Source organism: Micromonospora sp. CPM1 (assembly GCF_023896895.1).
GTDB classification, from domain to species: domain Bacteria; phylum Actinomycetota; class Actinomycetes; order Mycobacteriales; family Micromonosporaceae; genus Micromonospora; species Micromonospora tulbaghiae.
Window position 1 is genome coordinate 37986 of sequence record NZ_JAMHIU010000026.1, and the last position, 24144, is coordinate 62129.

The 24144-nt window shown below is 72.4% G+C and carries 22 protein-coding genes and 1 tRNA gene; 10 read left to right on the forward strand and 13 right to left on the reverse strand.

Annotation, left to right across the window (positions count from 1 at the left end; all coding sequences use genetic code 11):
* Positions 1-28 precede the first annotated feature (28 nt).
* Positions 29-1285: an erythromycin esterase family protein gene (locus M8C11_RS25655; RefSeq protein WP_252453890.1), complete on the forward strand. Its 1257-nt coding sequence runs from the start codon at positions 29-31 to the stop codon at positions 1283-1285.
* A gap of 34 nt (positions 1286-1319) precedes the next feature.
* Here M8C11_RS25655 and M8C11_RS25660 read toward each other — a convergent pair whose 3' ends face one another.
* From M8C11_RS25660 to M8C11_RS25670, 3 genes are all read right to left on the reverse strand, one after another.
* Positions 1320-3500 (reverse strand): MMPL family transporter, encoded by a 2181-nt coding sequence (locus M8C11_RS25660; protein ID WP_252453892.1) that lies wholly within the window; start codon positions 3498-3500, stop codon positions 1320-1322.
* A 28-nt stretch (positions 3501-3528) separates the two neighbouring features.
* Complete coding sequence (locus tag M8C11_RS25665; RefSeq protein ID WP_120574154.1) at positions 3529-4074, reverse strand: TetR/AcrR family transcriptional regulator; 546 nt, start codon at positions 4072-4074, stop codon at positions 3529-3531.
* 91 nt (positions 4075-4165) lie between these two features.
* Positions 4166-4756 (reverse strand): PadR family transcriptional regulator, encoded by a 591-nt coding sequence (locus M8C11_RS25670; RefSeq protein ID WP_252453894.1) that lies wholly within the window; start codon positions 4754-4756, stop codon positions 4166-4168.
* 56 nt (positions 4757-4812) lie between these two features.
* On the opposite strand from M8C11_RS25670, the gene M8C11_RS25675 reads away from it, so the two are divergent.
* On the forward strand, positions 4813-5991 hold the full coding sequence (locus tag M8C11_RS25675) for an NAD(P)/FAD-dependent oxidoreductase (RefSeq protein WP_252453896.1): 1179 nt from the start codon (positions 4813-4815) through the stop codon (positions 5989-5991).
* A 1-nt stretch (position 5992) separates the two neighbouring features.
* Here the strand turns inward: M8C11_RS25675 and M8C11_RS25680 are convergent, their stop codons facing one another.
* A complete protein-coding gene (locus tag M8C11_RS25680) occupies positions 5993-6394 on the reverse strand; it encodes a helix-turn-helix domain-containing protein (protein WP_252453898.1) in 402 nt (133 codons plus the stop codon).
* Positions 6395-6483: 89 nt separating this feature from the next.
* Between M8C11_RS25680 and ligD the strand changes: the two genes are divergently transcribed.
* Together ligD and M8C11_RS25690 are read left to right on the forward strand one after the other, a co-directional pair.
* Positions 6484-7443, forward strand: a complete 960-nt coding sequence (gene ligD, locus M8C11_RS25685) for a non-homologous end-joining DNA ligase (RefSeq protein ID WP_252453900.1) — start codon at positions 6484-6486, stop codon at positions 7441-7443.
* Positions 7444-7562: 119 nt separating this feature from the next.
* Positions 7563-8759, forward strand: coding sequence for an NAD(P)/FAD-dependent oxidoreductase (locus M8C11_RS25690; protein ID WP_135241828.1), 1197 nt, complete (start codon positions 7563-7565; stop codon positions 8757-8759).
* A 104-nt stretch (positions 8760-8863) separates the two neighbouring features.
* On the opposite strand, the gene M8C11_RS25695 is transcribed toward M8C11_RS25690, so the two are convergent.
* Positions 8864-9595 carry a DUF1275 family protein gene (locus tag M8C11_RS25695; protein WP_252453901.1) on the reverse strand — a complete coding sequence of 244 codons (732 nt, stop codon included), beginning with the start codon at positions 9593-9595 and terminating at the stop codon, positions 8864-8866.
* On the opposite strand from M8C11_RS25695, the gene M8C11_RS25700 reads away from it, so the two are divergent.
* Positions 9588-10028: a hypothetical protein gene (locus M8C11_RS25700; RefSeq protein WP_252453903.1), complete on the forward strand. Its 441-nt coding sequence runs from the start codon at positions 9588-9590 to the stop codon at positions 10026-10028. The genes M8C11_RS25695 and M8C11_RS25700 overlap by 8 nt on opposite strands.
* Positions 10012-11163, forward strand: a complete 1152-nt coding sequence (locus M8C11_RS25705; protein ID WP_305884566.1) for a cupin domain-containing protein — start codon at positions 10012-10014, stop codon at positions 11161-11163. The genes M8C11_RS25700 and M8C11_RS25705 overlap by 17 nt, the downstream gene beginning before the upstream one ends.
* Before the next feature lie 46 nt (positions 11164-11209).
* On the opposite strand, the gene M8C11_RS25710 is transcribed toward M8C11_RS25705, so the two are convergent.
* The 8 genes from M8C11_RS25710 to M8C11_RS25745 form a co-directional block, all read right to left on the reverse strand.
* Positions 11210-13168 carry a LuxR family transcriptional regulator gene (locus M8C11_RS25710; protein ID WP_252453905.1) on the reverse strand — a complete coding sequence of 653 codons (1959 nt, stop codon included), beginning with the start codon at positions 13166-13168 and terminating at the stop codon, positions 11210-11212.
* 138 nt (positions 13169-13306) lie between these two features.
* Positions 13307-14284, reverse strand: a complete 978-nt coding sequence (locus tag M8C11_RS25715; protein WP_252453907.1) for an ABC transporter permease — start codon at positions 14282-14284, stop codon at positions 13307-13309.
* Positions 14281-15180, reverse strand: coding sequence for an ABC transporter ATP-binding protein (locus M8C11_RS25720; protein WP_252453909.1), 900 nt, complete (start codon positions 15178-15180; stop codon positions 14281-14283). Before M8C11_RS25720 ends, M8C11_RS25715 begins: the two co-directional genes overlap by 4 nt.
* Positions 15177-15572 (reverse strand): GntR family transcriptional regulator, encoded by a 396-nt coding sequence (locus tag M8C11_RS25725; protein WP_252453918.1) that lies wholly within the window; start codon positions 15570-15572, stop codon positions 15177-15179. The genes M8C11_RS25720 and M8C11_RS25725 overlap by 4 nt, the downstream gene beginning before the upstream one ends.
* Before the next feature lie 131 nt (positions 15573-15703).
* Positions 15704-15775, reverse strand: a tRNA-Arg gene (locus M8C11_RS25730).
* A gap of 76 nt (positions 15776-15851) precedes the next feature.
* On the reverse strand, positions 15852-16547 hold the full coding sequence (locus tag M8C11_RS25735) for a winged helix-turn-helix domain-containing protein (protein WP_026267749.1): 696 nt from the start codon (positions 16545-16547) through the stop codon (positions 15852-15854).
* 405 nt (positions 16548-16952) lie between these two features.
* Entirely contained in the window at positions 16953-17627 is a 675-nt protein-coding gene (locus M8C11_RS25740; protein ID WP_120573334.1) for a DUF305 domain-containing protein, read from the reverse strand.
* A 10-nt stretch (positions 17628-17637) separates the two neighbouring features.
* Positions 17638-18474 (reverse strand): DUF3105 domain-containing protein, encoded by an 837-nt coding sequence (locus M8C11_RS25745; protein ID WP_120573335.1) that lies wholly within the window; start codon positions 18472-18474, stop codon positions 17638-17640.
* A gap of 98 nt (positions 18475-18572) precedes the next feature.
* Here M8C11_RS25745 and argS point away from each other — a divergent pair, with 98 nt between their 5' ends.
* From argS to thrC, 4 genes are all read left to right on the forward strand, one after another.
* Positions 18573-20240 carry an arginine--tRNA ligase gene (gene argS, locus M8C11_RS25750; RefSeq protein ID WP_120573336.1) on the forward strand — a complete coding sequence of 556 codons (1668 nt, stop codon included), beginning with the start codon at positions 18573-18575 and terminating at the stop codon, positions 20238-20240.
* 4 nt (positions 20241-20244) lie between these two features.
* On the forward strand, positions 20245-21654 hold the full coding sequence (gene lysA, locus M8C11_RS25755; protein ID WP_252453910.1) for a diaminopimelate decarboxylase: 1410 nt from the start codon (positions 20245-20247) through the stop codon (positions 21652-21654).
* A complete protein-coding gene (locus tag M8C11_RS25760) occupies positions 21651-22955 on the forward strand; it encodes a homoserine dehydrogenase (RefSeq protein ID WP_120573338.1) in 1305 nt (434 codons plus the stop codon). The genes lysA and M8C11_RS25760 overlap by 4 nt, the downstream gene beginning before the upstream one ends.
* A gap of 112 nt (positions 22956-23067) precedes the next feature.
* Positions 23068-24117, forward strand: coding sequence for a threonine synthase (gene thrC / locus M8C11_RS25765; RefSeq protein WP_120573339.1), 1050 nt, complete (start codon positions 23068-23070; stop codon positions 24115-24117).
* Positions 24118-24144 lie beyond the last annotated feature (27 nt).

Sequence of the window (24144 nt, forward strand, 5' to 3'; positions counted from 1 at the left end):
TCCCGGCGGGCCCCGGGTAGCCGCGGACATGCTGGTACAGCGGCTCGGCGCGCCGAGCGACTTCGACCCCTTGCTGGACCGCGTGCGGGACGCCCGGGTGGTGATGATCGGCGAGGCGACGCACGGCAGCTACGACTACTACCGGCTGCGGGAACAGTTGACCCGGCGGCTCATCGCCGAACAGGGGTTCGACTTCGTGGCGGTGGAGGGGGACTGGCCGGACTGCGACCGGGTGCACCGGTCGGTGGTCGGCGCGCCGGACGGGCCGGCCGATCCGCTCGTCGCGCTGGAACGGTTCGAACGCTGGCCCACCTGGATGTGGGCGAACGCCGAGGTGGCCCGCTTCTGCCGCTGGCTGCGGGCGTGGAACCTGGAACGCCCCGAGGGGGAGCGGGCCGGCTTCCACGGGCTGGACGTGTATTCCCTCTGGGAGTCGATGCAGGCCATCTTCGACTACCTCGGTGAGGAGGACCCGGCCTCGCTGGAGGCGGCCCAGGAGGCGTACCGCTGCTTCGAGCCGTACGGCAAGCGGCCCGAGGAGTACGGGATGGCCAGCCGGTTCGTCTCCGCCCGGTGCGAGGAGGAGGTGGTCCGGCTGCTGGCGCGTACCCGGGAACAGGCCGCCGCGGACGGCCCGGACCGCTTCTCGGCCTGGCAGAACGCGGAGGTGGTGGCCGGCGCGGAACGGTACTACCGGGCCATGGTCGGCGGCGGTCCCGAGTCGTGGAACGTCCGCGACGTCCACATGGCCGACACGCTCGACCGGCTGCTCGACCGGTACGGTCCGGGCTCGCGGGGCATCGTGTGGGCGCACAACACGCACGTCGGCGACGCCCGGGCCACCGACATGGCGGCGGACGGCATGGTCAACATCGGGCAGCTCGGCCGGGAACGGCACGGCCGGGACGCGGTGGCGCTGGTCGGCTTCGGCAGCTGGCGCGGCAGCGTGGTGGCCGCGCCGCGCTGGGGCTCACCGGCCGAGACGATGGTGGTGCCGCCGGCCCGGGAGGGTTCGGTGGAACACCGGCTGCACGAGCTGATGCCGGAGCGGGCGGTGCTGGTCTTCGGCGGCGACGACCAGCCGGAGTGGGTGACCGGCGAGGCGGACCACCGGGCCATCGGGGTGGTGTACGACCCGAGCTTCGAGTCCTGGGGCAACTACGTGCCGACCCGGCTGGGTGAGCGCTACGACGCGTTCATCTGGTGCGACGAGACGACGGCGCTGCACCCGCTGCCGGCGTGCGTCACACCCGGCGAGATGGAGACGTATCCGGCGGGTGTGTGACGGGTGGGGCCCCGCGGGGCCCCACCCGTGCGGGTCACACGTTCGCGTGCTGCTTCTCGGCGAGGTGGGCGCGCAGGCCCTCACCCTCGACGTCCACGTTGGGCAGGATCTTGTTCAGCCAGCGCGGCAGCCACCAGGCGGCGTTGTTCAGCAGCGACATCACCGCCGGCACGATCGTCATCCGGACCACGAACGCGTCGATGGCGACACCGATCGCGAGCGCGAAGCCCATCGACTTGATGATCGGGTCCTCCAGGAACACGAAGCCGCCGAACACCGAGATCATGATGAGCGCGGCGGCGGTGACCACCCGGGCGCCGTGCCCCATGCCGTTGATGGTGGCCTGCTGGGCGGTGTCGCCGTGCACGAAGTCCTCGCGCATCCGGGAGACCAGGAAGACCTCGTAGTCCATGGCCAGGCCGAACAGGATGCCGATGAGCAGGATCGGCAGGAAGCTGACCAGCGGGGCCGGCGTGTCCAGGCCGACCAGGTCGGCCAGGTGGCCCTGCTGGAACACCGCGACGGTGATGCCGAACGTGGCCGCCACGGTGAGCAGGAAGCCCAGCGCCGCCTTGACCGGCACCAGGATCGACCGGAACACCAGCATCAGCAGCAGGATCGACAGGCCCACCACCAGCAGCAGGTAGACCGGCAGCGCGTCGGAGAGCTTCTCCGACACGTCGATGCCGACCGCTGTGACGCCGGTGAGCAGCACGTCGGCGTTCTGGATGCCGGAGACCTGCTTGCGGATGTCGTGCACCACGGTCTCGGTGGCCTCGTCGGTCGGCCCGGTCTTCGGGATCACCCCGATCAGCGCGGTACGCCCCGACGGGTCGACCTGCGGCGGGGCCACCGCCAGCACCCCGTCGGTCTTCTGCACCAGCGCGGTCACCTGCGGAATGGCGGCCTGGGTGTCCTGCGGCGAGTCGGCGGTCACCACGACGGCGAGGCGGCCGGTGAAGCCGGGGCCGAAGCCTTCCCGGATCAGGTCGCTGCTGACCCGGGCCGGGGTGCCCTCGGCGGCGGCGGAGGCGTCCGGCAGCGCCAGGCGCATGTCCTGGGCCGGGATGGCGAGCAGGCCGAGGCCGAGCAGCCCGACCAGGATCACCGGGATGCGCAGCTTGGTCACCCACCGCGCCCAGCGGAAGCCGAAGCCGGAGCGGTCCTCCGAGCCGGTGGTCGGGTCCTCGACCGCCTTGCGGTCACGCAGCTTGCGCGGCAGCACCTTGTGGCCGGCGAAGCCGAGCAGCGCCGGGGCCAGCGTGATCGCCACCAGCACGGCGATCGTGACGGTGCCGGCCGCGGCCAGGCCCATCACGGTCAGGAACGGGATGCCCACCACGGCCAGGCCGGCGAGCGCCACCACCACGGTGGCGCCGGCGAAGACCACTGCCGAGCCGGCGGTGCCGACCGCCCGGCCGACCGCCTCCTCCGGGGAGAGCCCGTCGAGCAGGTTCTGCCGGTGCCGGGAGGTGATGAACAGCGAGTAGTCGATGCCGACCGCGAGGCCGAGCATCAGCGCCAGGATCGGCGCGGTGCTGGTCAGCTCGACCGCACCGCTGAGCGCGAACAGACCGGCCATGCCGACACCCACGCCGATCAGCGCGTTCAGCATGGTCATGCCGGCCGCCACGAGCGAGCCGAACGTGATCACCAGGACGATCGCCGCGACCAGCACGCCGATCGCCTCGGTCGAGCCGACCTCCGGCTCGGCGTTGAGCACCTCACCGCCGGGGGCGATCTGCCAGCCCTGCGTCTCGGCCTGCGCGCCGACCTTCTCGTACGCGTCGCGCTGCTCGTCGGTGACGTCGTCGGCACCGCCGGCGAACTGCACCTGGATCAGCGCGTACCGGCCGTCCGGGGTGAGTGCCTGCGCCTGGTACGGGTCGACCGCGCCGACCACGCCGGGCAGCGTGGCCGCCTCCTGCGTGACCTGCTTGACCACCGCCTGACCGGCGGGCGTGGTCAGGGCGCCGTCCTGTGGCGCCTTGATCGCGATCGTGCCGGTGGCGCCGCTGGCCGCCGGGAAGCGGTCGGCGAGCAGGTCGATCGCCTTCTGCGACTCGGTGCCCGGCATGGTGAAGTTGCTCGCCGTCGGGCCCCGCAGCGTGGCCGCGGCCAGGCCGAGGCCGACGAGTACGACGAGCCAGACGACGGCGACGAGTCGCCGCCGGCGCAGGGATGCCCGGCCGAGCCGGTACAGCAGGGTCGCCATGGACCTTCCTTGTCCTCGCAGGAGCGGATCAGGTGGTGACTTCGAGCGCGCGGTACGCCACGGCGAGCAGTGCGGGTCGCAGCTGTTCGTCGGGGATGTCCAGGAACTCGCCGCAGGTCTCGGCGATGCCGGCGAGCACGACGAGCGCCGCGACGCGTGCCTCCGGACGGTCGGAGAAGCCGGCGAACGCGGCGACGAGCCGTTCGGAGATCTGCTGGATGTGGGCGAACGCGGGCTGCTGGAGCAGGTCGGGGAACTCTCCCCGGAGCAGGGCGATCTCCCGGCGGAAGCGGACCGCCAGGTCGACGAAGCCGTCTGCGGCGACGCGCTGGGCCTCTGCGCCGGTGTGCGCCGCGATCCGGGCGTCCAGCTCCTCCAGCACTGTGATGGCCGGGGCCATCAGCTCGCAGAGCAGGGCGTCCTTGCTGGCGAAGTGGTAGAGCACCGTCGCCTTGGAGCAGCCCACGTCGCGGGCGATGTCCTGGAGAGAGGTGCCCTTGTACCCGGTGACGGCGAAGCGGCGAGCGGCCGCGGCCAGCAGCTCGTCGTGGGTGGCGGTGGTGGGTCGCGCCATGTCCTCCAGCATGCCTGACCGATCGGTCAGGTGCTGACCGATCGGTCAGATCCACCGCGTGGCGTTCACCACAACGGCCTGTTTCCGCAGGTCAGGCCGGTTTTCCGGTCCAGTCGTCCAGCCATCCCCCGGACCAGGTGAGCGCGCCGGAGCGCAGGTCGGCGACGAGTTCGCGTACCCAGTCCAGCTCGGCGCGGAGCAGGGTCAGCTGGTACTCGTCCTCGACCAGGAAGAGCCGGGGCAGTCGTACCCCGGCCGGCGCCGACTCGCGCTCGCGCAGCCGTGCCTCGATGGCGCCCGCCCGCTCGTCGAGCCGCCGGGCCGCCTCCTCGGGCGGCAGGATCGGCAGGAACGACAGGGCGGCGGGGAACTCCGGGAACTCCCGGGCGGGGGTGGCTAGGGCGTCGGCGAGCCAACCGTCGAGCGTGCTCCGGCCGGCCGGCGTGAGCGCGTACACGGTGCGCTCCGGCCGCCCCTCCTCGCGCCTGGTCTCGGCCACCCGGATCAGCTCGTCGCGGCGCAGCCGCTCGATGGTCTGGTAGATGCTGTTGCGCTGCGCGACGTTCACCACGTCCTGCTTCTCCCGCTCCCGGATGAGCTGCTGCATCCGGTACGCGTGCATCGGCTCCTCGACCAGGAGGGCCAGCACCATCATCGCCAACGGCGAGCGACGAACCGTCATGGCCCCACCCTAGGTGCCCCCTGTCGCAGCATAGTCATTTTATGTATAGTCATGACATGACTAAAGCTGTCGTCGTCGGCGCCGGACTCGCCGGCCCGGTCGCCGCCATGGCGTTGCGGCGCGCCGGCATCGACGCCTCGGTGTACGAGGCGTACCCGCGGGACGCGGTCGGTGTGGGCGCGTTCCTGACGCTCTCGGCCAACGGGCTCGACGCACTGCGCGCGATCGACCTCGACGACCTGGTGGCCGGGCTCGGACACCCGACACCCCGGATGTCCATGCACAACCACCGAGGGCGCCGGCTCGCCGAGTTCGGCGCCCCCGGCAGCCGTACCGTCGGCCGTTCCGACCTCTACCGCGCGCTGCGCGACGAGGCGCTGCGCCGGGGCGTCGAGTTCGTCCACGGCGCGCGCCTGACCGGCGCCGACACGACCGGCGGCGGTGTGACCGCCCGGTTCGCCGACGGCCGCACCGCCCACGGCGACCTGCTCGTCGGCGCCGACGGGCTGCGCTCCCGGGTCCGCGCGCTGATCGACCCGGCCGCGCCCGCGCCGCGCTACGTGCCGCTGCTGAACGCCGGCGGCTTCGCCCGCGGGCTGCGCCTGCCCGACGAGCGCGGCGTGATGCAGATGATGTTCGGCCGACGCTGCTTCTTCTGCTGGATCGTGGTGGGTCAGGACGAGGTCTGGTGGTTCGCCAACCCGCCGCAGCCGGCCGAGCCGAGCCGGGAACAACTCGCCGCGGTCGGCCCGGACGAGGCCCGGTCCCGGCTGCGCGCGCTGCTCGCCGCCGATCCCGGGCCGGCGGCGGCGATCCTCGACCACACCGCGCGCATCGAGTACGGCTGGCCGACGTACGACCTGCCCTCGGTGCCGGTCTGGCACCGCGACCGCATGATCGTGATCGGCGACGCGGCGCACACCGCCGCCCCCTCCTCCGGGCAGGGCGCGGCGATGGCCTTCGAGGACGCCGTCCAGCTCGCCCGCTGCCTGCGCGACCTGCCGGACGTGCCGGCCGCGTTCCGGGCCTACGAGCGGCTGCGCCGCGACCGGGTGGAGCGGGTGGTCGCGCAGGGGCGGCGGACCAGCACCACGAAGGTCGCCGGACCGGTCGGGCGGCTGGTCCGGGACCTGGGCATGCCGCTCGCCGCCCGCTACCTGGCGCGCGACGGCGGCGCTGCCCAGGCCTGGCTGTTCGACCACCACATCGACTGGGCGGCTCCGGTACGGGACTGAGTCAGGCCGGTGGGCCGCCGTGCCGCCGGTCGTACTCGGCCCGGGCCGCGCTGATCGCCTCCCGGTGCCGCTCCGCCCAGCTCGTCAGCGCCACCAGCGACTCGTACAGCTCCCGGGCCATCGGCGTCGCGGTGTACTCCACCTTCGGCGGCACCGTGGGATGCACGTGCCGGTCCAGCAGCCCGTCGCGCTCCAGGTTGCGCAACGTCAGCGTGAGCATCCGGCGGCTGATCCCCTCCACCCGGCGCTCCAGCTCGGTGAAGCGGACCGGCCCGGCCGAGGCGGCGATCAGGATGCCGATGGCCCACTTGCCGCCGACCCGGTCCAGCGCCTCCCGCACGGTGCACGCGCTGGCCTGCCCGGCCGCGCCGGCCCCGCACTCGTCCGACTCTGCCTCACCCACGCCCCGATCGTCGCAGGTGCGGGCCGGCGAGGCGCGCCGGGCACCGTGTCGGGGTTGCCGAGCCGGGCCCGGCCCGGGATGGTGGTCCGATGGGTGCCGCCGACGAGACCCGGGCCGGAGTGTCGCTGACCAACCTCGACCAGCCGCTGTTCGACGGCGCCGGGGCGACCAAACGCGACCTGGTCGACTACCTCGACGCGATGAGCGACCGGATCCTGCCGGAACTGCGCGACCGGCCGCTGTCGGTGCTGCGGGTGCGGCCCGGCCAGGAGCCGTTCATGCAGAAGAACCTGCCGAAGTACACGCCCGACTGGGTGCGCCGCACCGAGGTCTGGGCGGAGGCGTCGCACCGGCGGATCTCGTACGCCCTCTGCGACGACCGGCGGACGCTGCTCTGGTTCGCCAACCAGCGGGCGGTGGAGTACCACCCGACGCTCGCCCGCGCCGGGCAGCCCGAGCATCCGACCCACCTGGTGCTCGACCTGGACCCGCCGGAGGGGGACGCGTTCGGCGCCGTGGTGCGGGTCGCGCTGCTGGTGCGGCAGGCGCTCGCCGACGCCGGGCTGGCCGGCGCGGTGAAGACGAGCGGGGCGAAGGGGCTGCACGTGATCGTGCCGGTCGACCCGGCCACCACGGCCGAGGAGGCCGCCGCGGCGACCCGGGCGCTCGCCGCCCGTACCGAACGGCTCGACCCGGCGGCCGCGACCACCGCGTTCATCGTCGCCGACCGCGGCGGCCGCGTCTTCGTCGACTCCACCCGGGCGTACGGGGCGACTGTGGTGGCCGCCTACAGCCCTCGGATCCGGCCCGGCGCCCCGGTGTCGTACCCGGTGGGCTGGACCGACCTGGAGAGCGCGAGCCCGGCCGACTTCACCGTGCGGACCGTGCCCGCGCTGCTGGGCGACCGGGATCCGTGGGCGGAGGCGCTGCCCGCGCCGCAGCGTCTGCCGGAGGAGCTGGTCGAGCAGGGGCGGACCATCCCGGTGGCCCGGGTCCAGGCGATGCACGAGGGCAAACGCCGCGCCAAGGCCCGCCGCGAGGCCGGGTGAGCCCTGGGCGGACCAGCGCCGATTCCTTCCACGACTGACCGGTGACCTGAGCCACTTCTGTCACACGGTGCGCCCGGCCGGTGTCTTGGGTGCGAACCGTCAGCGGAAGGAGTTCAGGCATGACCGGGTACACCAGGGTGGTAGTGATCGGCGGCGGTTTCGCCGGTGTCATGGCGGCCAACCGGCTGATGCAGCGCGACGACGTCAGCGTGACAGTGGTGAACCCACGACCGGACTTCGTCGTCCGGCCGCGGCTGCACCATCTGGTCGCCGGATCGCACGAGGCGGTGGTGGACTACCGGGAGGTCCTGCACGAGCGTGTTCAGTTGGTTCAGGACGCGGTCACGGTGATCGACTCGACCGAGCGCCGCGTGGCTCTCGCGGAGACCGGCGCACTCGGCTACGACTATCTCGTCTACGCGGTGGGCAGCGCGAGCGCCGAGCCGCCCGTTTCCGGAATGGCGGAGTTCGCCTATCCGATGGCCACCATCGAGGCGGCGCAGCGGCTGCGCTCGGTCATCGGCGAAAGCCCGGCGGGGACCGCGGTCACGGTCGTCGGAGCGGGGCCGACCGGCATCGAGACCGCCGCCGAACTCGCCGGACGCGGCCACCGGGTGAGTCTGGTCTGCGGCGGTACGCTCGGCGCGTACCTGCATCCACGCGCGCGGCGCGCGGCCGCCAGGTCACTCGCCAGGCTCGGTGTGACGGTCCTCGACGGACCCGGCACCGAGGTCACCGCTGTCACGCGTGATGCCGTGCGGCTGCGTGACGATCGCGTTCTGCCGAGTGCGATCACCGTCTGGGCAGCGGGCTTCGGCGTGCCGGATCTGGCCGTGCGCAGCGGACTGCGGACCGACGGCATCGGGCGGCTGCTCACCGACGAGACACTGACCAGCATCGACGACGACCGCATCGTCGCGGCCGGAGACTCGACCGCACCCTCCGGCGTGCCCTATCGGATGAGCGCGTACACCGCGGGCTGCCTCGGCGCGCACGCCGCCGACACGTTGCTGCGGCGGATGGCAGGCCTCCGGCCTGAGCCGGCCAGCGTCTTCTTCAACGCCATGTGCGTCGGCCTCGGGCCGCAGGCCGGCATCTACCAGCTCGCCGGCCGGGACGACACCGCGATGAGACTGTTCATCGGCGGCCGGCTCGGCGGGAGACTCAAGGCGCTCACCTACAAGTTCGGCGTCGGTCATCTCACGAACGAGGCCCGCAAGCCCGGCTCGCACCGGTGGCTGCCCAACAACAAGCGCGGGCAACTGGTACAGGCACAAGCGAACGGGGATCCGGGCGTGGCCCGGCAGTCGGCGTAAGCCCGAAGGGCGGACCGGCACCCCCGAGAACGGGGACGCGGGTGAGCCCCAATCACCGAAGGCCCTCGACCATGCTGGTCGGGGGCCTTCGGTGATTTGGTCTGTCAGCGACGCCGCGTCGCGGTGGCCGGTGGGCGCTTGCCCCAGGTGAGCGCGATCAGCACCACGGCCAGGGCCCAGGTGACGATCATCGTCCAGATCGGGCGGGTCTCGGTGGCCGCGCCGACGAACCCGCCGATCGCGTAGCTGACCAGGCAGAGCAGGCCGGTCGCGGCGAGCCGCCCGGTCGCGCTGCGGCCCTCCGGCTCGAACACCCAGTCGGCGATGCCCTTCGTGGTGCGCAGCACGGTGCCGGTCTGGTACGACGTGGCGGTCTGCACGCCGAACGTGCGGACGATCAACCCGCCGAGGATGCCGACCGGGAACGCCAGCAGCGCGGTCAGGATCGTGCGCTCGGTCAGCGAGTCGCGCCCCGAGTCGAGGGAGCGGTCCACCAGGCCCCAGAGCACGAGCAGCGCCAGCATGGCGAGCAGTTCCATGCCCGGCGGGGTGAGCGGGCCGGCCGGGCGCAGGCGGCGGATCCCGGCGCCGAGCAGGCCGCCGAGGCCGAACGCGACAAGCGACGCCACCGCGGCCGGCCAGGGCGGAAAGTGATCGGCGGCACCCATTCCGACGAACGCCACATTGCCGGTCTGAATACCCACGAACACCTTGTACTTGAGGAACGAGAATGCGTCGACAACACCGGCGAGGCCGGTGGTGAGCGCGAGTGCCAGAAACGGTACGTGGAAGTCGTATTCCCCCACCCGCCAGCGATCCTCCGCGTTGTTGGACATCGCCCTCCCTACCCTTCGTTGTACCCGTGAAACCGGTGCCGCGCGCGATGCGCGGAAGTGCCGGGAAAAGGGTTTCCCGTCCGTTCCGGTGAATGGCGCGATCGCGCTATTCACCGTGGGGATCCGATTCGGCAGCATCGCAATTGCGTCTCGACGGCGAGACTCGAAGCCGAAGGAGGCCGAGCGCATGTTCGTGCTCCCCGTCGCCAGAATCCGCGTCACGTTCTATTCGATCGCGGCCCTGGCCGTCGCCGGAGTCGCCACGGATGCTCCGGTCTGGAGCATCGCGGCGTCGCTGTTCCTCTGTGTCGCGATTCCGCTCGCGGTGGCCTTTCAGAGCCGGGAACACCTGCGGGCGTTGTTCGTCCCGTCCCGGGCCGCCGAATCGGCGGCCCACACCCGGAAGGAAATCCGTCATGCCCAGATCCACTGACCCGGTCGGCAAGGGATCGCCGAAGGACCACCAGATGGTCGGCACGGTCCCGCGGAATCCGGCGATCGACCAGTCACACCCCGACCTGGTGAACCCGCCGTCGACCGACCACGGCCTCATGCCGAACCTGGTGTTCCCGTTCTCGCTGGCGCACACCCGTCGGGAGAGCGGCGGCTGGACCCGGGAGGTCACGAACCGCCTGCTCCCGATCGCCCACGACCTGGCGATCGTGAACATGAAGCTCGACCCCGGTGCCTACCGGGAACTGCACTGGCACATCCAGTCCGAGTGGGCCTTCATCCTGTCCGGCAGTTGCCGGATCGCGGCCGTGGACCAGGAGGGCCGCAACTTCCTGGAAGACGTCAAGGCCGGCGACCTCTGGTATTTCCCGGCCGGCATTCCGCACCACATCCAGGCGTTCGAGGAGGGCGTCGAATTCCTGCTCGTCTTCGACGACGGGTGCTACTCCGAGGACGGGACGTTCCAGCTCACGGACTTCTTCGCGCACGTGCCCAAGGAGGTCATCGCGAAGAACTTCGGCTGGACCATGCAGCAGATGGCCAACTTCCCGCCGGAGTCCGAGCGGTACATCTTCCCGGGGCAGGTCCCGCCGCCGCTGGCCGAGGACCGGGTCTTCAGTCCGACCGGCGACGTGCCCCGCACGTTCAAGCACAGCCTGCTCGCCCAGACACCGGAGAGGTTCGAGGGCGGCAGCGTACGGATCGCCGACTCGAGCAACTTCGCCGCAGCGGTCACCACCACCGCCGCGCTGGTGGAGATCGAACCCGGCGCGATGCGGGAACTGCACTGGCACCCCAACGGCGCGGAGATGCAGTACGTCATCTCGGGCAAGGGGCGGATGGGCGTCTTCGCCAACCACGCCACGGCCCGCACCTTCAACATGGAGACCGGCGACGTCGGCTACGTGCCGATCTCCATGGGCCACTACATCGAGAACATCGGCGACAAGCCCTTCGTCTACCTGGAGCTGTTCCGGACCGCGAAATTCGAGGACGTGTCGCTCGCGCAGTGGCTGGCGAACATCCCGCCGGAGGTGGTCGCCGACACGATCAACGTGCCGCGCGAGCTGATCGAGGCGCTGCCGAAGACGAAGAGCCCGCTGCAACGGCACTGAGAACGCGGTGCCGAGCGCGGACGCCACAGGGTCGTGGCGTCCGCGCTCAGCCGTCCTCCCGGGACTCCCAGACCAGCGCCAGCTCCACCCGGTTGTGGACACCGAGCTTCGCGTAGATCGAGCGCAGGTGGGTGTCGACGGTGTGGAACGAGACGAACAGGTCCCGGGCCGCCTCCTGCTTCGTCATGCCGACGGCGAGCAGTTCGGCCACCCGTACCTCGGCGGGCGTCAGCGCGGCCACTGCCGGGCGGCCGGCGTCCTCACCGGCCGTGCCGTCGGGTTCCCGCATCCCGTCCCCGGCGCCCATCCGGGTGTACATCGCGGCGCACTCGGCGAGCAGGCCGGGCACCTCCGCCGGCGGCAGCCCGGGCGACCGCGCCAGGTCGTGCAGCGCGTCGGCCAGGGCCGGCCGGGCGGAGGTGGTGCGGAGCAGCCGTACCGCCGCGCGCAGCGCCGCCGGATCGCCGGTCAGCAGCCCGTCGGCCTGGTGCGCCACCCCGCGCCAGAGCGCGTTGTTGGTCATGCCGGCGGCCCGCTTCAGGTGGTCGGCGAGGATCTCGGCCCGCTGCCGGTCGCCGAGCGCCAGCGCCGCGCGAACCAGTCGCGGGCCGTGGTGCGGCACCAGCAGCAGGGGAGCCGTCGAGCGGTCCGGCATGGCGAAGGCGGCCTCCAGGAGCGCGGCGTGCCGGCCCGGTTCCGGATCGCCCGCGGCGGCGCAGCCGAGCCGGAACCACTGCATGTCGTCGGGCCAGCCCACGGCGGGACGTTCGTCGGCGAGCAGATCCCGGGCCGCGGCCACCTCACCCCGGCGCAACAGCACCTCCACGACCGTGGCGAGCAGGTCCACCCGCGCCTGCCCCGGCAGGGCGGCGCCGCGTTCGGCCAACGTGAGCCGGGCGCGCGCCTGTGCCTCGGCCAGCTCGCCCGTGGCGAGCCGCAGGACGCAGTCCAGCGCGGTCACCAGCGGCTGCCCCACCGTGCCGAGCGTGTCGATCTCCGCCGAGACGCTGTCGAGCGCGGTCGCCGCGTCGACGTACCGGCCGAGCGCGATCTGGTTCGCCACCCGGTCGACGCGCAGGAAGACCGCCTGGGTGCGGGCGGTGGGCTCGCCCGCGTCCACCTCCCGCAGGATCCGCGCGGCGCGGGGCAGGTCGCCGGCCGCGGTGGCCCGGGACGCGTGCGCCAGGGCCAGGCGGATACCGCCGCCGGGGGAGGGGCTGCGTTCGTGGGCCCGCTCCGCCGCCGCCACCAGCTCTGCGGCGTCCGGGTGCCCGAACCGGGCCGCCAGCGACGCCAGCATGGTGAGCGTCCAGCTCCGCCCGGCGGCGTCCAGCTCCTGGTTGAGCGCCTGCCCGAGGTACGTCAGGGACAGCGAGGGACGCTGCGTCGCGTAGTAGGCCCCGAGTCGCCCGAGCAGCATCGCCCGCTGCCGTGGCCCGTACCGGTCGGCGGCGACCTCCCGGTGCAGCATGCGCAGCGTCTCGTCCACCCGGCCGGCCAGATAGAGGTTGTCGGCCACGTCGACCAGCCAGGCCAGGCGCTCGTCGGCCGGGCCGGGCGCGGGTGTGGCAAGCAGCAGATCCGCGGCGAGGCTCGGGCCGACCGCCGGGTCGCCGGCCAGCCGCGCGGCGAGCGCCCGGGCGGACCGGCTCACCGCCGGGAGCACCCGGAGGAGCTGCCGGGCGGCCTGGGCCGGGCGCCCGGCGTCGGCGAGCACCTCGGCCGCCGCCTCGCGCAACGCCTGGCGTACCGACGGCGGGGTGTCCCGCAGGACGTCGTCGCGCAGCGCGATCGAGGCCAGCCGCAGGCCGGCGGCGGTGTCGACGAGGAACCCGCGCGAGATCAGCTCCTCCACCGTCGCGTCGACCGGCTCGTCCGGTGCGGTGCCGGTGCGTGTGGCCACCGCTTCGAGGAACCACAGGCCGCAGGGGGCGTCGGCGACGGCGATGCCGCGCAGGACCCACCGTTGCGTGGTGGTCAGCGAGGAGGGAACGCCCGTGTGCATCTTGGGACGGTTGGTCAACGGCGTCTCGGGCAACTGGCTCACCTTCGCAGGTGCTGTGGTTCGACCCGTTCACCGCGAGGTTAGCCAGCTCACGACCGGCCCATCCCCGAATCGGGGGACAAAGGTGAGGGTGGCTCACTAGAGCACGCGGCGCCGGACCCGCCACACCACGACACCGACCAGGATCGCCGCGACGGCGACGAACACTGCCGCCTCGATGAGCTGGAACGTCCAGAACCGGTCGGCCGGATGGTAGACCCCGAACTGCTGGATGCCCCGCGCGTGCAGGAACTGGTTGACGTTGGCGCCGGCCCGGTTGGCGGCGTCCTCCAGCTCGTAGTACTCGACGCTGCTCAGCCTGTGCCCGGTGGCGTCCGCGTAGCCGCGTTCGATCACCCAGTCGGCGACGCCGGGCACGAAGCGGTGCCCCGCCTGGTCCGTCGCGCCGCCGGCGGGGACCGGCTCCATGGCCGTGAGCGGCGTGGCGTACGCCGGGCGGGCCAGCAGCGCGACCGACATCCGGGCGGCGAGGAACGCCCCGAACGCGACGCCGAACGCGGGCAGGCTGCGCCGCAGGATCGCCCCCGCCGCGGTGGCCACGCCGAACGCGAACAGCGCGTACGCCACCGGCACGAGCCCCTCCAGGTCGAAGGCGTCGTACTGGAACCGCCCCTCCCACGCGTCGAACGGCTGACGGAACCAGGTGAGCACCGCGGTGAACATCCCGGTGAGCACGACTGTGACGCCGGCCAGCGCCACGAGCTTGGCCGCCAGCCAGCGCATCCGCGGCACGGCCTGGGTCCAGGCGAGCTGCCAGGTGCCGTCCTCCAGCTCGCGCGCGAGCAGCGGCGCACCGAGGAACGCACCGATGACGACGGGGACCAGATAGAAGGCCGCCAGGAGGTTCTCGACGTACCCGTACTCGTCGTCGAGCCGGCGGAAGGAGGCCGCGCAGGCGTCGCCGACACCTGCTTCTCCCGCACAGCGGGCGGGACCGCCGGGGAACAGGTCGTGGGCCTGCGTCCCGAGCACGAGCAGGGCGACGCCGAACACGCCGACGAGCAGGCCCAGGACGCAGACCTCGGTCCGGTGCTGACGCCAGATCAACCACGTCACGCCGCCACCCCCGACGGGACACCGGCGCTCGGCTCGGACGGCCGGCGCAGGTACGCCAGCACCAGGTCCTCCAGCGCGACCGGCCGGGCCTGCCATCCCGGCGCGGCCGGGATCCCGCCGTCGCGTACCAGCAGGGTCGTGTGCCGATCGCTGTGGACGGCCTCCACGACGGCGGCGGCCCGATCGAGGTCGTTGGCCGTGCGCGGGCCGACGAGCAGCCGGTGCTCGGCGAGGAGGGTGTCGATGTCACCGGCGAGCGTGACCCGGCCCTGGTTGAGCACGACCAGGTGGTCGCAGACGCGCTCAAGCTCGTGCACGACGTGGGAAGAGAACAGGACGGTCACCCCGCCCTCGGCCACCGCGCCCATGAGGACCTGGAGGAACTCGTGCCGGGCCAGCGGGTCGAGGCTGGCCACCGGCTCGTCGAGGACGAGCAGCTCCGGCCGCTTCGCCAGGGCCAGAGCCAACGCGACCTGGGCCTGCTGCCCGCCGGAGAGCGAACCGGCCCTGCGGTCGAGCGGGATGCCCAGCTTCGCCAGCCGGCGCTCGGCCATCCCCTGGTCGAACCGCAGGTTGCAGGCCCGGCCGAAGCGGAGCATCTCGGCGACGGTGAAGCGCTTGTACAGCGGGTGGTCCTGGGCCAGGAACCCGACCCGGGACAGGGTCTGCGGGGTGCTCGCAGTGACGTCCCGGCCGAGGACCTCCACCGTGCCGGTGCTCGGCGCCAGCAACCCGACGACCAGGCGCAGCAGCGTGGTCTTGCCCGCGCCGTTCGGCCCGACCAGGGCGATCACGCCGCCCGCAGGCAGGGCCAGGGTGCAGTCGCGCAGCGCCCAGCCCTTCCGGTACCGCTTGCCCACACCGTCGGTGCGTAGCGCCAACCCGGTCGCTGTCACGCCACGTCCTCTTTCCTGGTCTGCTGGTGGACGGAGGTGAAGAGCGCGTCCACCGCCTGCTCGTCGAGGCCGGCCGCGTAGGCGCGGCGCAACCAGGTCTCCAGGCCGCGGCGCAGCGACGTGTACGTGGATGCCGACATCGCGGCCGACTGCTGCTCGTTGACGAACGTGCCCTGGCCGGGCCGGCCGGTGACCAGGCTCTCCTGCTCCATCTGCCGGTACGCCTTGGCGACGGTGTTCGGATTGATCGCCAGGTCCTCGACCACCTCGCGGATGAGCGGGAGGCGGTCACCGGGCTGGAGGAAGCCCAGCAGCACCGCCTGGCGGACCTGCTGGACGAGTTGCAGGTACGGCGGCACGCCGGAGTGGGTGTCGAGCCGGAAGACGAACACGGTGCTCCTCACTGCTTTACTAGTAACGTAGTAAAGCAGTGAGCCGGTGGTCAAGGAGGCCGGCTCGCCCGGAAACGGAACGAGCCCGGCAGCCAAGGTGGCTGTCGGGCTCGTGAAGGTCTTCTGTGAGGTGCCCCCGGCAGGATTCGAACCTGCGCTCCCGCCTCCGGAGGGCGGTGCTCTATCCCCTGAGCTACGGGGGCTCAGCGACCCGAGAAGAGTAGCAAACCCCCTCCCGGATCACCGAATCGGTACCCCCGCGAGTCGATCTTCGTCGGATCAGGCCGCGGCGACGGCGCGACCGCAGCTCGGCAGCGGGTGCAGCACGACCCGCCGGGGCAGGCGGCGAGGCCACTCGTTGCGCGGCCACGAGCCGTCCACGATCAGGTGCACGGTGCGCTCCTCGGCGCCGCTGAGCCGCAGCACGAAGTCCCGGGGCAGCGGCGGGTCCACCGACGGCGTGGTCACCATGAACCGCACCCGTCCCCGCGAGGACACCGCCGAGACCACGTCGGCGGCGGGCATGGTGCCGCGCAGACGTACCCGGCCGATCCAGTAGACCTCCGCGGCGTGCTCCTGGGCCGCCCGCGTGATCGCCGGGTACTCGCTGCGTACCCAGCGCTCGACCGCGCCGACGCACAGGCCGCAGGCCCGCTCGCGCGGCTCGCGCGGCCCGAGACCCCAGGCCCGGAGGTACGCCCCGACGGTGCCGGCGTCCATCGCCAGCCCGAACCGCCGCTCGATGAGAGCGGTCAGGCTCTGCCGTGTCCACAGCTCCTCGTCGAGGCCGAACTCGTCGGGGTGGACGCCCCGGAGCACGTCGATGAGTTCGAGTTCCTGTTCGCGGCTGAGCGTTCCCGGCTCGCCCTGCCGCAGTCCGCGACGGACGGCTGCCACCGCTCCGTCACCGCCGATGGTGTGGCGTCGGCACCAGCTGGTCACCGACCGCCCTGCGTCTCTGAGTGCAACCCCCACGTCTTGGGCAACGAGCCCGAATCGCAACTGGTCACGATATGTGGGTAGAAAACTCTCCAACCCCCTCAATGACCCGTTAACCCCAAACCGTTACAAACCCCCATACCGAACATTCCGGACAGCCCGCAGCCGTCCGCAGTCAAGATCTTGGTACGAAACGGCCCTCCCAGGGGCCCCTTCGTACCAAGATCTCCGCACCGCGACCCCCGCCCGGCGATCTTGCACTTGCGCCCCCTCGATAACGGGGCGAATCCGGCATCACCGGGGCAGTAACTGCAAGATCGCCGGCGCGGCGCGGCGCGGGGCGGCGCGGGGCGGCGCGGTGGCGGGTGGAGTGCGGAGACGGTGAGGCCCGGTGCCCCTGGGTGGGGGGACCGGGCCTCGGTGGATCGGGTGGGGCGGGTGTTACGGGGTGCCGCCCAGGCGCTTCAGTGCGGCGCTCAGGTTGGTCAGGTCGTTCTGCTGGGTGTTCTTCATCGTCTGCGCGACCGCCAGCACGTCGTCGTCGCCCCCCTCGTCGAGGATGCCGTCGATCATGTGCACCCCGCCGATGTGGTGGCGGATCATCATCTGGAGGAAGAGCACGTCGAACTCGCGGCCGCTCGCCGCGCGCAGCTTCGCCATCTCCTCCGGCGTCGCCATGCCCGGCATCAGGCCGTTCTTGATCAGCCCGCCGCCGTCCTTCATCCACGCCATCGGCGCCTGCTCGCCGGTCGGGTCCAGCTTCCAGGACCGCAGCCAGGTCTGCATGGTGCCGATCTCGCCCTGCTGGCCGGTGGCGATGTCCACTCCGACCTGGCGTACCTCGGGGTCCTGGCCCTGGCTGAACGCCAGCAGACCCATCGCCACGGCCTGGTTGTGGTGGGCGGTCATGTCCCGGGCGAACCCGGCCTCCGCCGAGTTCTCACCCGGACGGGTGAGCGTCGGGGTGAGCAGGCCACCCGCGTACCCGAGGACCAGCCCGACCACGAGGGCGGCGGCCACCGCCAGCAGGCCGTAGCGGCGCACCGCGCCCCGGCCGCCCTGGTCGGCGGCCGGAGCCTCGTCCAGTTCGCTGTCGGTGGTCACCGGAGCGGTCATCGCGGCGTCCTCACTGGGTGGGCTGCTGGGGCATGGTGTTCTGCAGGTTGTCGCGCGGGGCGGTGCCGGTGGCGGTGACGCCCTGGTCGCAGAGCGCGTTCGGGCCCTCGATGGAGGCGTTCACCCGCAGGGTCTTGATGAAGTCGTCGATCCGGCCGTCGTCGGCGTTGTCGACCTTGAGCTGGTAACCCCAGGCCTGGAGCGAGATCGGCTTGTCCAGCCCCTCGAACGGGCTGAGCATCGTCTTCTCCTTGCCCTGCACCTTGCTGCGGAGCTTCTCCACCTGGTCGGCGGGCAGGTCCGGGCGGTAGGTGATCCAGACCGTGCCGTGCTCCAGGCTGTGCACCGCGTGCTCGTTGGCGATCGGGGCGTCGTAGACGTCACCCATGCAGTTCTGCCACGCCTGGTTGTGCGGGCCGCCGACCGGCGGGAGGATGTCGTACTTGATCGCGCCGGGCTGGTGGTTGCCGCCCTTGACCAGGTCCTTGTCCTTGGCGCGGTAGTCGACGATGCCGTCGATCGCCTCGGCCCGCTTCTGCCACGGCTGGCCGCCCTGGTAGACCGCCCAGGCGCCGACGCCGATGATGCCCACGGCCAGGACGCCGACCGCGACGAAGAGGGCGATCGGGCCCCACGAGCGGCCCTGGCTCACCTTCACCGGGGCGACCGGCTTGCGGCCCTTGCCACCGGCGCCCTGCCGTGGCGTGCCCTTGCCGCCCCCGGCCTTGCCCGAGCCGGCCTTCGCGGCGGGCTTGTCGGCAGCCGAGGGCCGGCCGGCGGCCGGCTTCTTGCCGGTGCTGACCACGGTGGGACGGCGCTCCGGGCCGCCCGGGGTGCTGATGCTCATCGTGCCTCGTCAGGTCGGTCGGTCAGGGGAGCGCGGGGCCGGTTCACATGCTGGGTCGCCTCCGCGGTGCCCGAGTCTACCCCCGATAACATGGATCAGTGACTCCCGCAGAACTCGCCGAGGTCGTCCTCGCCGCAGCCCACGCCGTCTTCGACGAGCGGGGACTGGACCGCGCCGCGCTGCCCGCGCAGACCACCGTCGAGCGACCCCGTAATCCCGATCACGGTGACTACGCCTCGACGCTGGCGCTCCAGCTCAGCAAGAAGGTGGGCGTACCGCCGCGGGAGCTGGCGACCGCGCTGGCCGACGAGCTGGCCAAGGCGCCGGGGATCAAGTCGGTGGAGATCGCCGGGCCCGGCTTCCTGAACATCCGCCTGGACGCGGCCGCCGCCGGCCAGCTCGCCAAGGTCATCGTCGAGGCCGGCCCGGCGTACGGGCGCAGCGACACGCTCGCCGGTCAGCGGATCAACCTGGAGTTCGTCTCGGCGAACCCGACCGGCCCGGTGCACATCGGCGGGGTCCGCTGGGCGGCCGTCGGCGACGCGCTCAGCCGCCTGCTCCGCGCCACCGGCGCCGACGTGGGCACCGAGTACTACTTCAACGACGCCGGCTCGCAGATCGACCGGTTCGCCCGCTCGCTGCTGGCCGCCGCCAAGGGCGAGCCCGCGCCGGAGGACGGCTACGGCGGCGCGTACATCGCGGAGATCGCCGCCGAGGTGGTCCGGCTGCGGCCGGACGTGCTCGACCTCACCGAGGACGCCGCCCAGGAGGTGTTCCGGAACGAGGGCGTCCAGCTGATGTTCGCCGAGATCAAGTCCTCGCTGCGCGACTTCGGGGTGGAGTTCGACACCTACTTCAACGAGAAGGACCTGCACGACGGGGGCGCGCTGGACGCGGCGCTGGACCGGCTGCGGGAGCAGGGGCACGTCTTCGAGTCCGAGGGCGCGACCTGGCTGCGGACCACCGAGTTCGGCGACGACAAGGACCGGGTGCTGCGCAAGTCCAACGGCGAGTGGACGTACTTCGCCGCCGACTGCGCCTACTACCTGAACAAGCGGGAGCGTGGCTTCGACCGGGTCGTGATCATGCTGGGCGCCGACCACCACGGCTACATCGGCCGGATGAAGGCGATGTCCGCGTGCTTCGGCGACGACCCGGCGCGCAACCTGGAGATCCTCATCGGCCAGCTGGTCAACCTGGTCCGCGACGGCGCTCCGGTGCGGATGAGCAAGCGGGCCGGCACCGTGGTCACGCTGGAGGACCTGGTCGACGCGATCGGCGTGGACGCCGCCCGGTACGCGCTGGCCCGCTACTCGGCCGACTCGCCCATCGACATCGACGTGGAGCTGTGGACCCGGGCCAAGAACGACAACCCGGTCTACTACGTGCAGTACGTCGCGGCCCGGACCGCCGGTGCGGCCCGCAACGCGGCCGAGATCGGGCTGACCCGTGGTGACGCCGCCGCGTTCCAGCCGGAGCTGCTCGGCCACGACAAGGAGAACGAGCTGCTCAAGGCGCTCGCGGAGTTCCCGGCGGTGGTGGCCACCGCGGCCGAGCTGCGCGAGCCGCACCGGGTGGCCCGCTACCTGGAGGAGAGCGTCGCGCAGGCGTACCACCGGTTCTACGACAACTGCCGCATCGCCCCGCAGGGCGACGAGGAGATCACCGACACCCACCGGGCCCGGCTCTGGCTCAACGACGCCACCCGGGTGGTCATCGCCAACGGCCTGCACCTGCTCGGGGTGTCCGCGCCGGAGCGGATGTAGCGACATGCGGGCTCACGAGGCAGGCGCACTGCACGGCGAGATCGGCAGCCGGGGGCCGGCCTGGCTGCGTACCCCGGTCGACGTCAACGCCCTGGTGCCGCAACTGTGGCCGCGCAACGTGGCGCGCGGCCCCGGCGGCGCGCTCACCGTCGCGGGCCTGGACGTCCGCGACCTGGCCGCGGAGTACGGCACCCCGGCGTACGTGCTGGACGAGGACGACCTGCGCGAGCGCTGCCGCGAGTTCCGGGCGGCCTTCCCGGACGCGGACGTCTACTACGCCGGCAAGGCGTTCCTGTGCCGCGCCGTGGTCCGCATGATCGCCGAGGAGGGCATGTTCCTCGACGTCTGCACCGGCGGCGAGCTGGCCACCGCGCTGTCGGCCGGGATGGAGCCTGCGCGGATCGGCTTCCACGGCAACAACAAGTCGGTGGCGGAGCTGACCCGGGCGGTGGACGCCGGCGTGGGCCGGATCATCGTCGACTCGTTCACCGAGATCGACCGGCTCACCGAGCTGGCCCGCGAGCGCGGGGTACGCCCGAAGGTGCTGGTCCGGGTCACCGTCGGCGTGGAGGCGCACACCCACGAGTTCATCGCCACCGCGCACGAGGACCAGAAGTTCGGCTTCTCGCTCGCGGGCGGTGCCGCCGCGGCGGCCGCCTTCAAGATCCTCGACGAGGACGTGCTGGAGCTGCGCGGCCTGCACTCGCACATCGGCTCGCAGATCTTCGACGCCAGCGGCTTCGAGGTGTCCGCCCGCCGGGTGCTCGCCCTCCAGTCGCAGATCCGCGACGCCCGGGGCGTGGAGCTGCCCGAGCTGGACCTGGGCGGCGGCTTCGGCATCGCGTACACCACGCAGGACGACCCGGCGTCACCGCACGACCTGGCGAAGCGCCTGCGCAAGATCGTCGACGGGGAGTGCGCGGCGGAGAACCTCGCCGTGCCGCACCTGTCGGTCGAGCCGGGCCGCGCGATCGTCGGCCCGGCCGTGTTCACGCTGTACCAGGCCGGGACCGTGAAGTCCGTGCCGCTGGGCACTGGCGGTGACGCAGCGGACGGTCGTGCTTATGTCAGCGTGGACGGGGGGATGAGCGACAACATCCGTACCGCGCTCTACGACGCCTCGTACTCGGCCACCCTGGCGAACCGCACGTCGACCGCACAGCCGATGCTCGCCCGCGTGGTGGGAAAGCATTGTGAGTCCGGGGACATCGTGGTGAAGGATGAATTCCTGCCCGCTGACGTGCAGCCCGGAGATCTTGTCGCGGTGCCCGGCACCGGGGCCTACTGCCGGAGCATGGCGAGCAACTACAACCATGTCCCGCGGCCCCCGGTCGTCGCCGTCCGCGAAGGTCGGGCGCGGCTGATCGTCCGCCGGGAGACCGAAGACGACCTGCTGGCATTGGATGTGGGATGACCTCACCGGTTCGCTTGGCGCTGCTCGGCTGCGGCACTGTCGGCAGCGACGTGGTCCGGCTGCTGCACGAGCAGTCGGAAGACCTCGCCGCCCGGATCGGCGCCCCCCTGGAGATCGCCGGGATCGCCGTACGCCGGATCGGCCGTGACCGCGGCGACCTGCCGGTCGACCCGGCGCTGTTCACCACCGACGCGCTCGGGCTGATCAAGCGCGACGACGTGGACGTGGTGGTCGAGGTGGTCGGCGGCATCGAGCCGGCCCGGGGCTGGCTGGTCGAGGCGCTGCGCGCGGGCAAGAGCGTGGTCACCGCCAACAAGGCGCTGCTCGCCGAGGACGGCGCGACGCTGCACGACGCCGCCGCCGAGGGCGGCGCCGACCTCTACTACGAGGCCAGCGTCGCCGGGGCCATCCCGCTGCTGCGCCCGCTGCGCGAGTCGCTGCACGGCGACCGGATCACCCGGGTCACCGGCATCGTGAACGGCACCACGAACTTCATCCTCTCCGCCATGGACTCCACCGGCGCCGGGTTCGCCGAGGCGCTGGAGGAGGCCACCGAGCTGGGGTACGCCGAGGCGGACCCGACGGCCGACGTGGAGGGCTTCGACGCCGCCGCCAAGGCCGCCATCCTCGCCTCGCTGGCGTTCCACACCCGGGTGACCGCCGCCGACGTGCACCGTGAGGGCATCACCGAGGTGACCGCCGCCGACGTGGCCAGCGCCAAGGCCATGGGGTGCACCATCAAGCTGCTCTGCATCGCGGCCCGGGGCGTCGACGCGCAGGGCCGGGAGACAGTCAACGTCCGGGTGCACCCGGCGATGATCCCGCTGACGCACCCGCTCGCGAGCGTCGGCGACGCGTTCAACGCGGTCTTCGTCGAGGCCGACGCCGCCGGGCAGCTCATGTTCTACGGCCGGGGCGCCGGCGGCGCGCCCACCGCCAGCGCGGTGCTCGGCGACGTGGTGGCGGTGGCCCGCAACCGTCTCGCCGGGGTGCACGCGGCGAGCGAGTCGGCGTACGCGGACCTGCCGGTGCGGCCGATGGGCGAGGCGCTCACCCGCTACCACATCAGCCTCGACGTGGCCGACCGGCCGGGCGTGCTGGCTGGGGTGGCAGGCGTCTTCGCCCGGCACGAGGTGTCCATCGCCACGGTCCGGCAGGGCCCGGCCGGCGGGGACGCCGAACTGGTCATCGTCACCCACGTGGCGCCCGATGCCGCGCTCGCGGCCACCGTCAGTGAGCTGCGCGGACTCGACATCGTCCGTTCGGTGACGAGTGTGCTGCGGGTGGAGGGTGGCGCGTAACCCGCGCGTCCCGCCTGATGGTTAGAGCAGGGTGTGCCGGTGGCCGGCCGGGCAGGCTGGTCCACGCTGGTGACAGGCCCCGGAGCGGGGCGACGGAGGCGAGGAGCACGACATGTGGCGGGGACTGATCGAGGCGTACCGGGATCGGCTGCCGGTCACCGGGGCGACTCCCGTCGTCACCCTGCACGAGGGCAACACGCCGCTGCTGCCGGCGCCGGTGCTCTCCGCCCGGGTCGGCGCGGACGTGTGGCTCAAGGTCGAGGGCGCCAACCCGACCGGCTCGTTCAAGGACCGCGGCATGACCGTTGCGGTCTCCAAGGCCGTCGAGGCCGGTGACAAGGCGATCATCTGCGCCTCCACCGGCAACACCAGCGCCTCCGCCGCCGCGTACGCGGCCCGCGCCGGGATCACCTGCGCGGTGCTGGTGCCGCAGGGCAAGATCGCGTTGGGCAAGCTGGCTCAGGCGCTCGTGCACGGCGCGAAGCTGCTCCAGGTGCAGGGCAACTTCGACGACTGCCTCGGGCTCGCCGGCAAGCTCGCGCAGGACTACCCGGTTGCGCTGGTCAACTCCGTCAACATCGACCGGCTGCACGGCCAGAAGACCGCCGCCTTCGAGATCGTCGAGGCGCTCGGCGACGCGCCCGACATCCACTGCCTGCCGGTCGGCAACGCCGGCAACATCACCGCGTACTGGATGGGCTACTCCGAGGATCTGCGCGACGGCAACGCCACGAAGGCGCCCCGGATGTACGGCTTCCAGGCGGCCGGCGCCGCCCCGATCGTCACCGGGCAGGTGGTGCCGGAGCCGTCGACGATCGCCACCGCCATCCGGATCGGCAACCCGGCGAGCTGGACGAAGGCGATCGACGCGCGGGACGCCTCCGACGGTCTGATCTCGGCGGTCACCGACCGGGAGATCCTGTCGGCGTACCGGCTGCTGGCCCGCGAGGTGGGCGTCTTCGTGGAGCTGGGCAGCGCGGCCAGTGTCGCCGGTCTGCTCCAGCAGGCCGCCGCCGGCCGGGTGCCGGCCGGGTCGCGCGTGGTCTGCACCGTGACCGGGCACGGCCTGAAGGACCCGGAGTGGGCCATCTCCACCGCGCCGGCGCCGGTGACCATCGCCAACGACGCGCTGGCCGCCGCCCGCTCGCTCGACCTGGTCTGATCCCTCCGTCTCCTTCCGCGCTCCCCG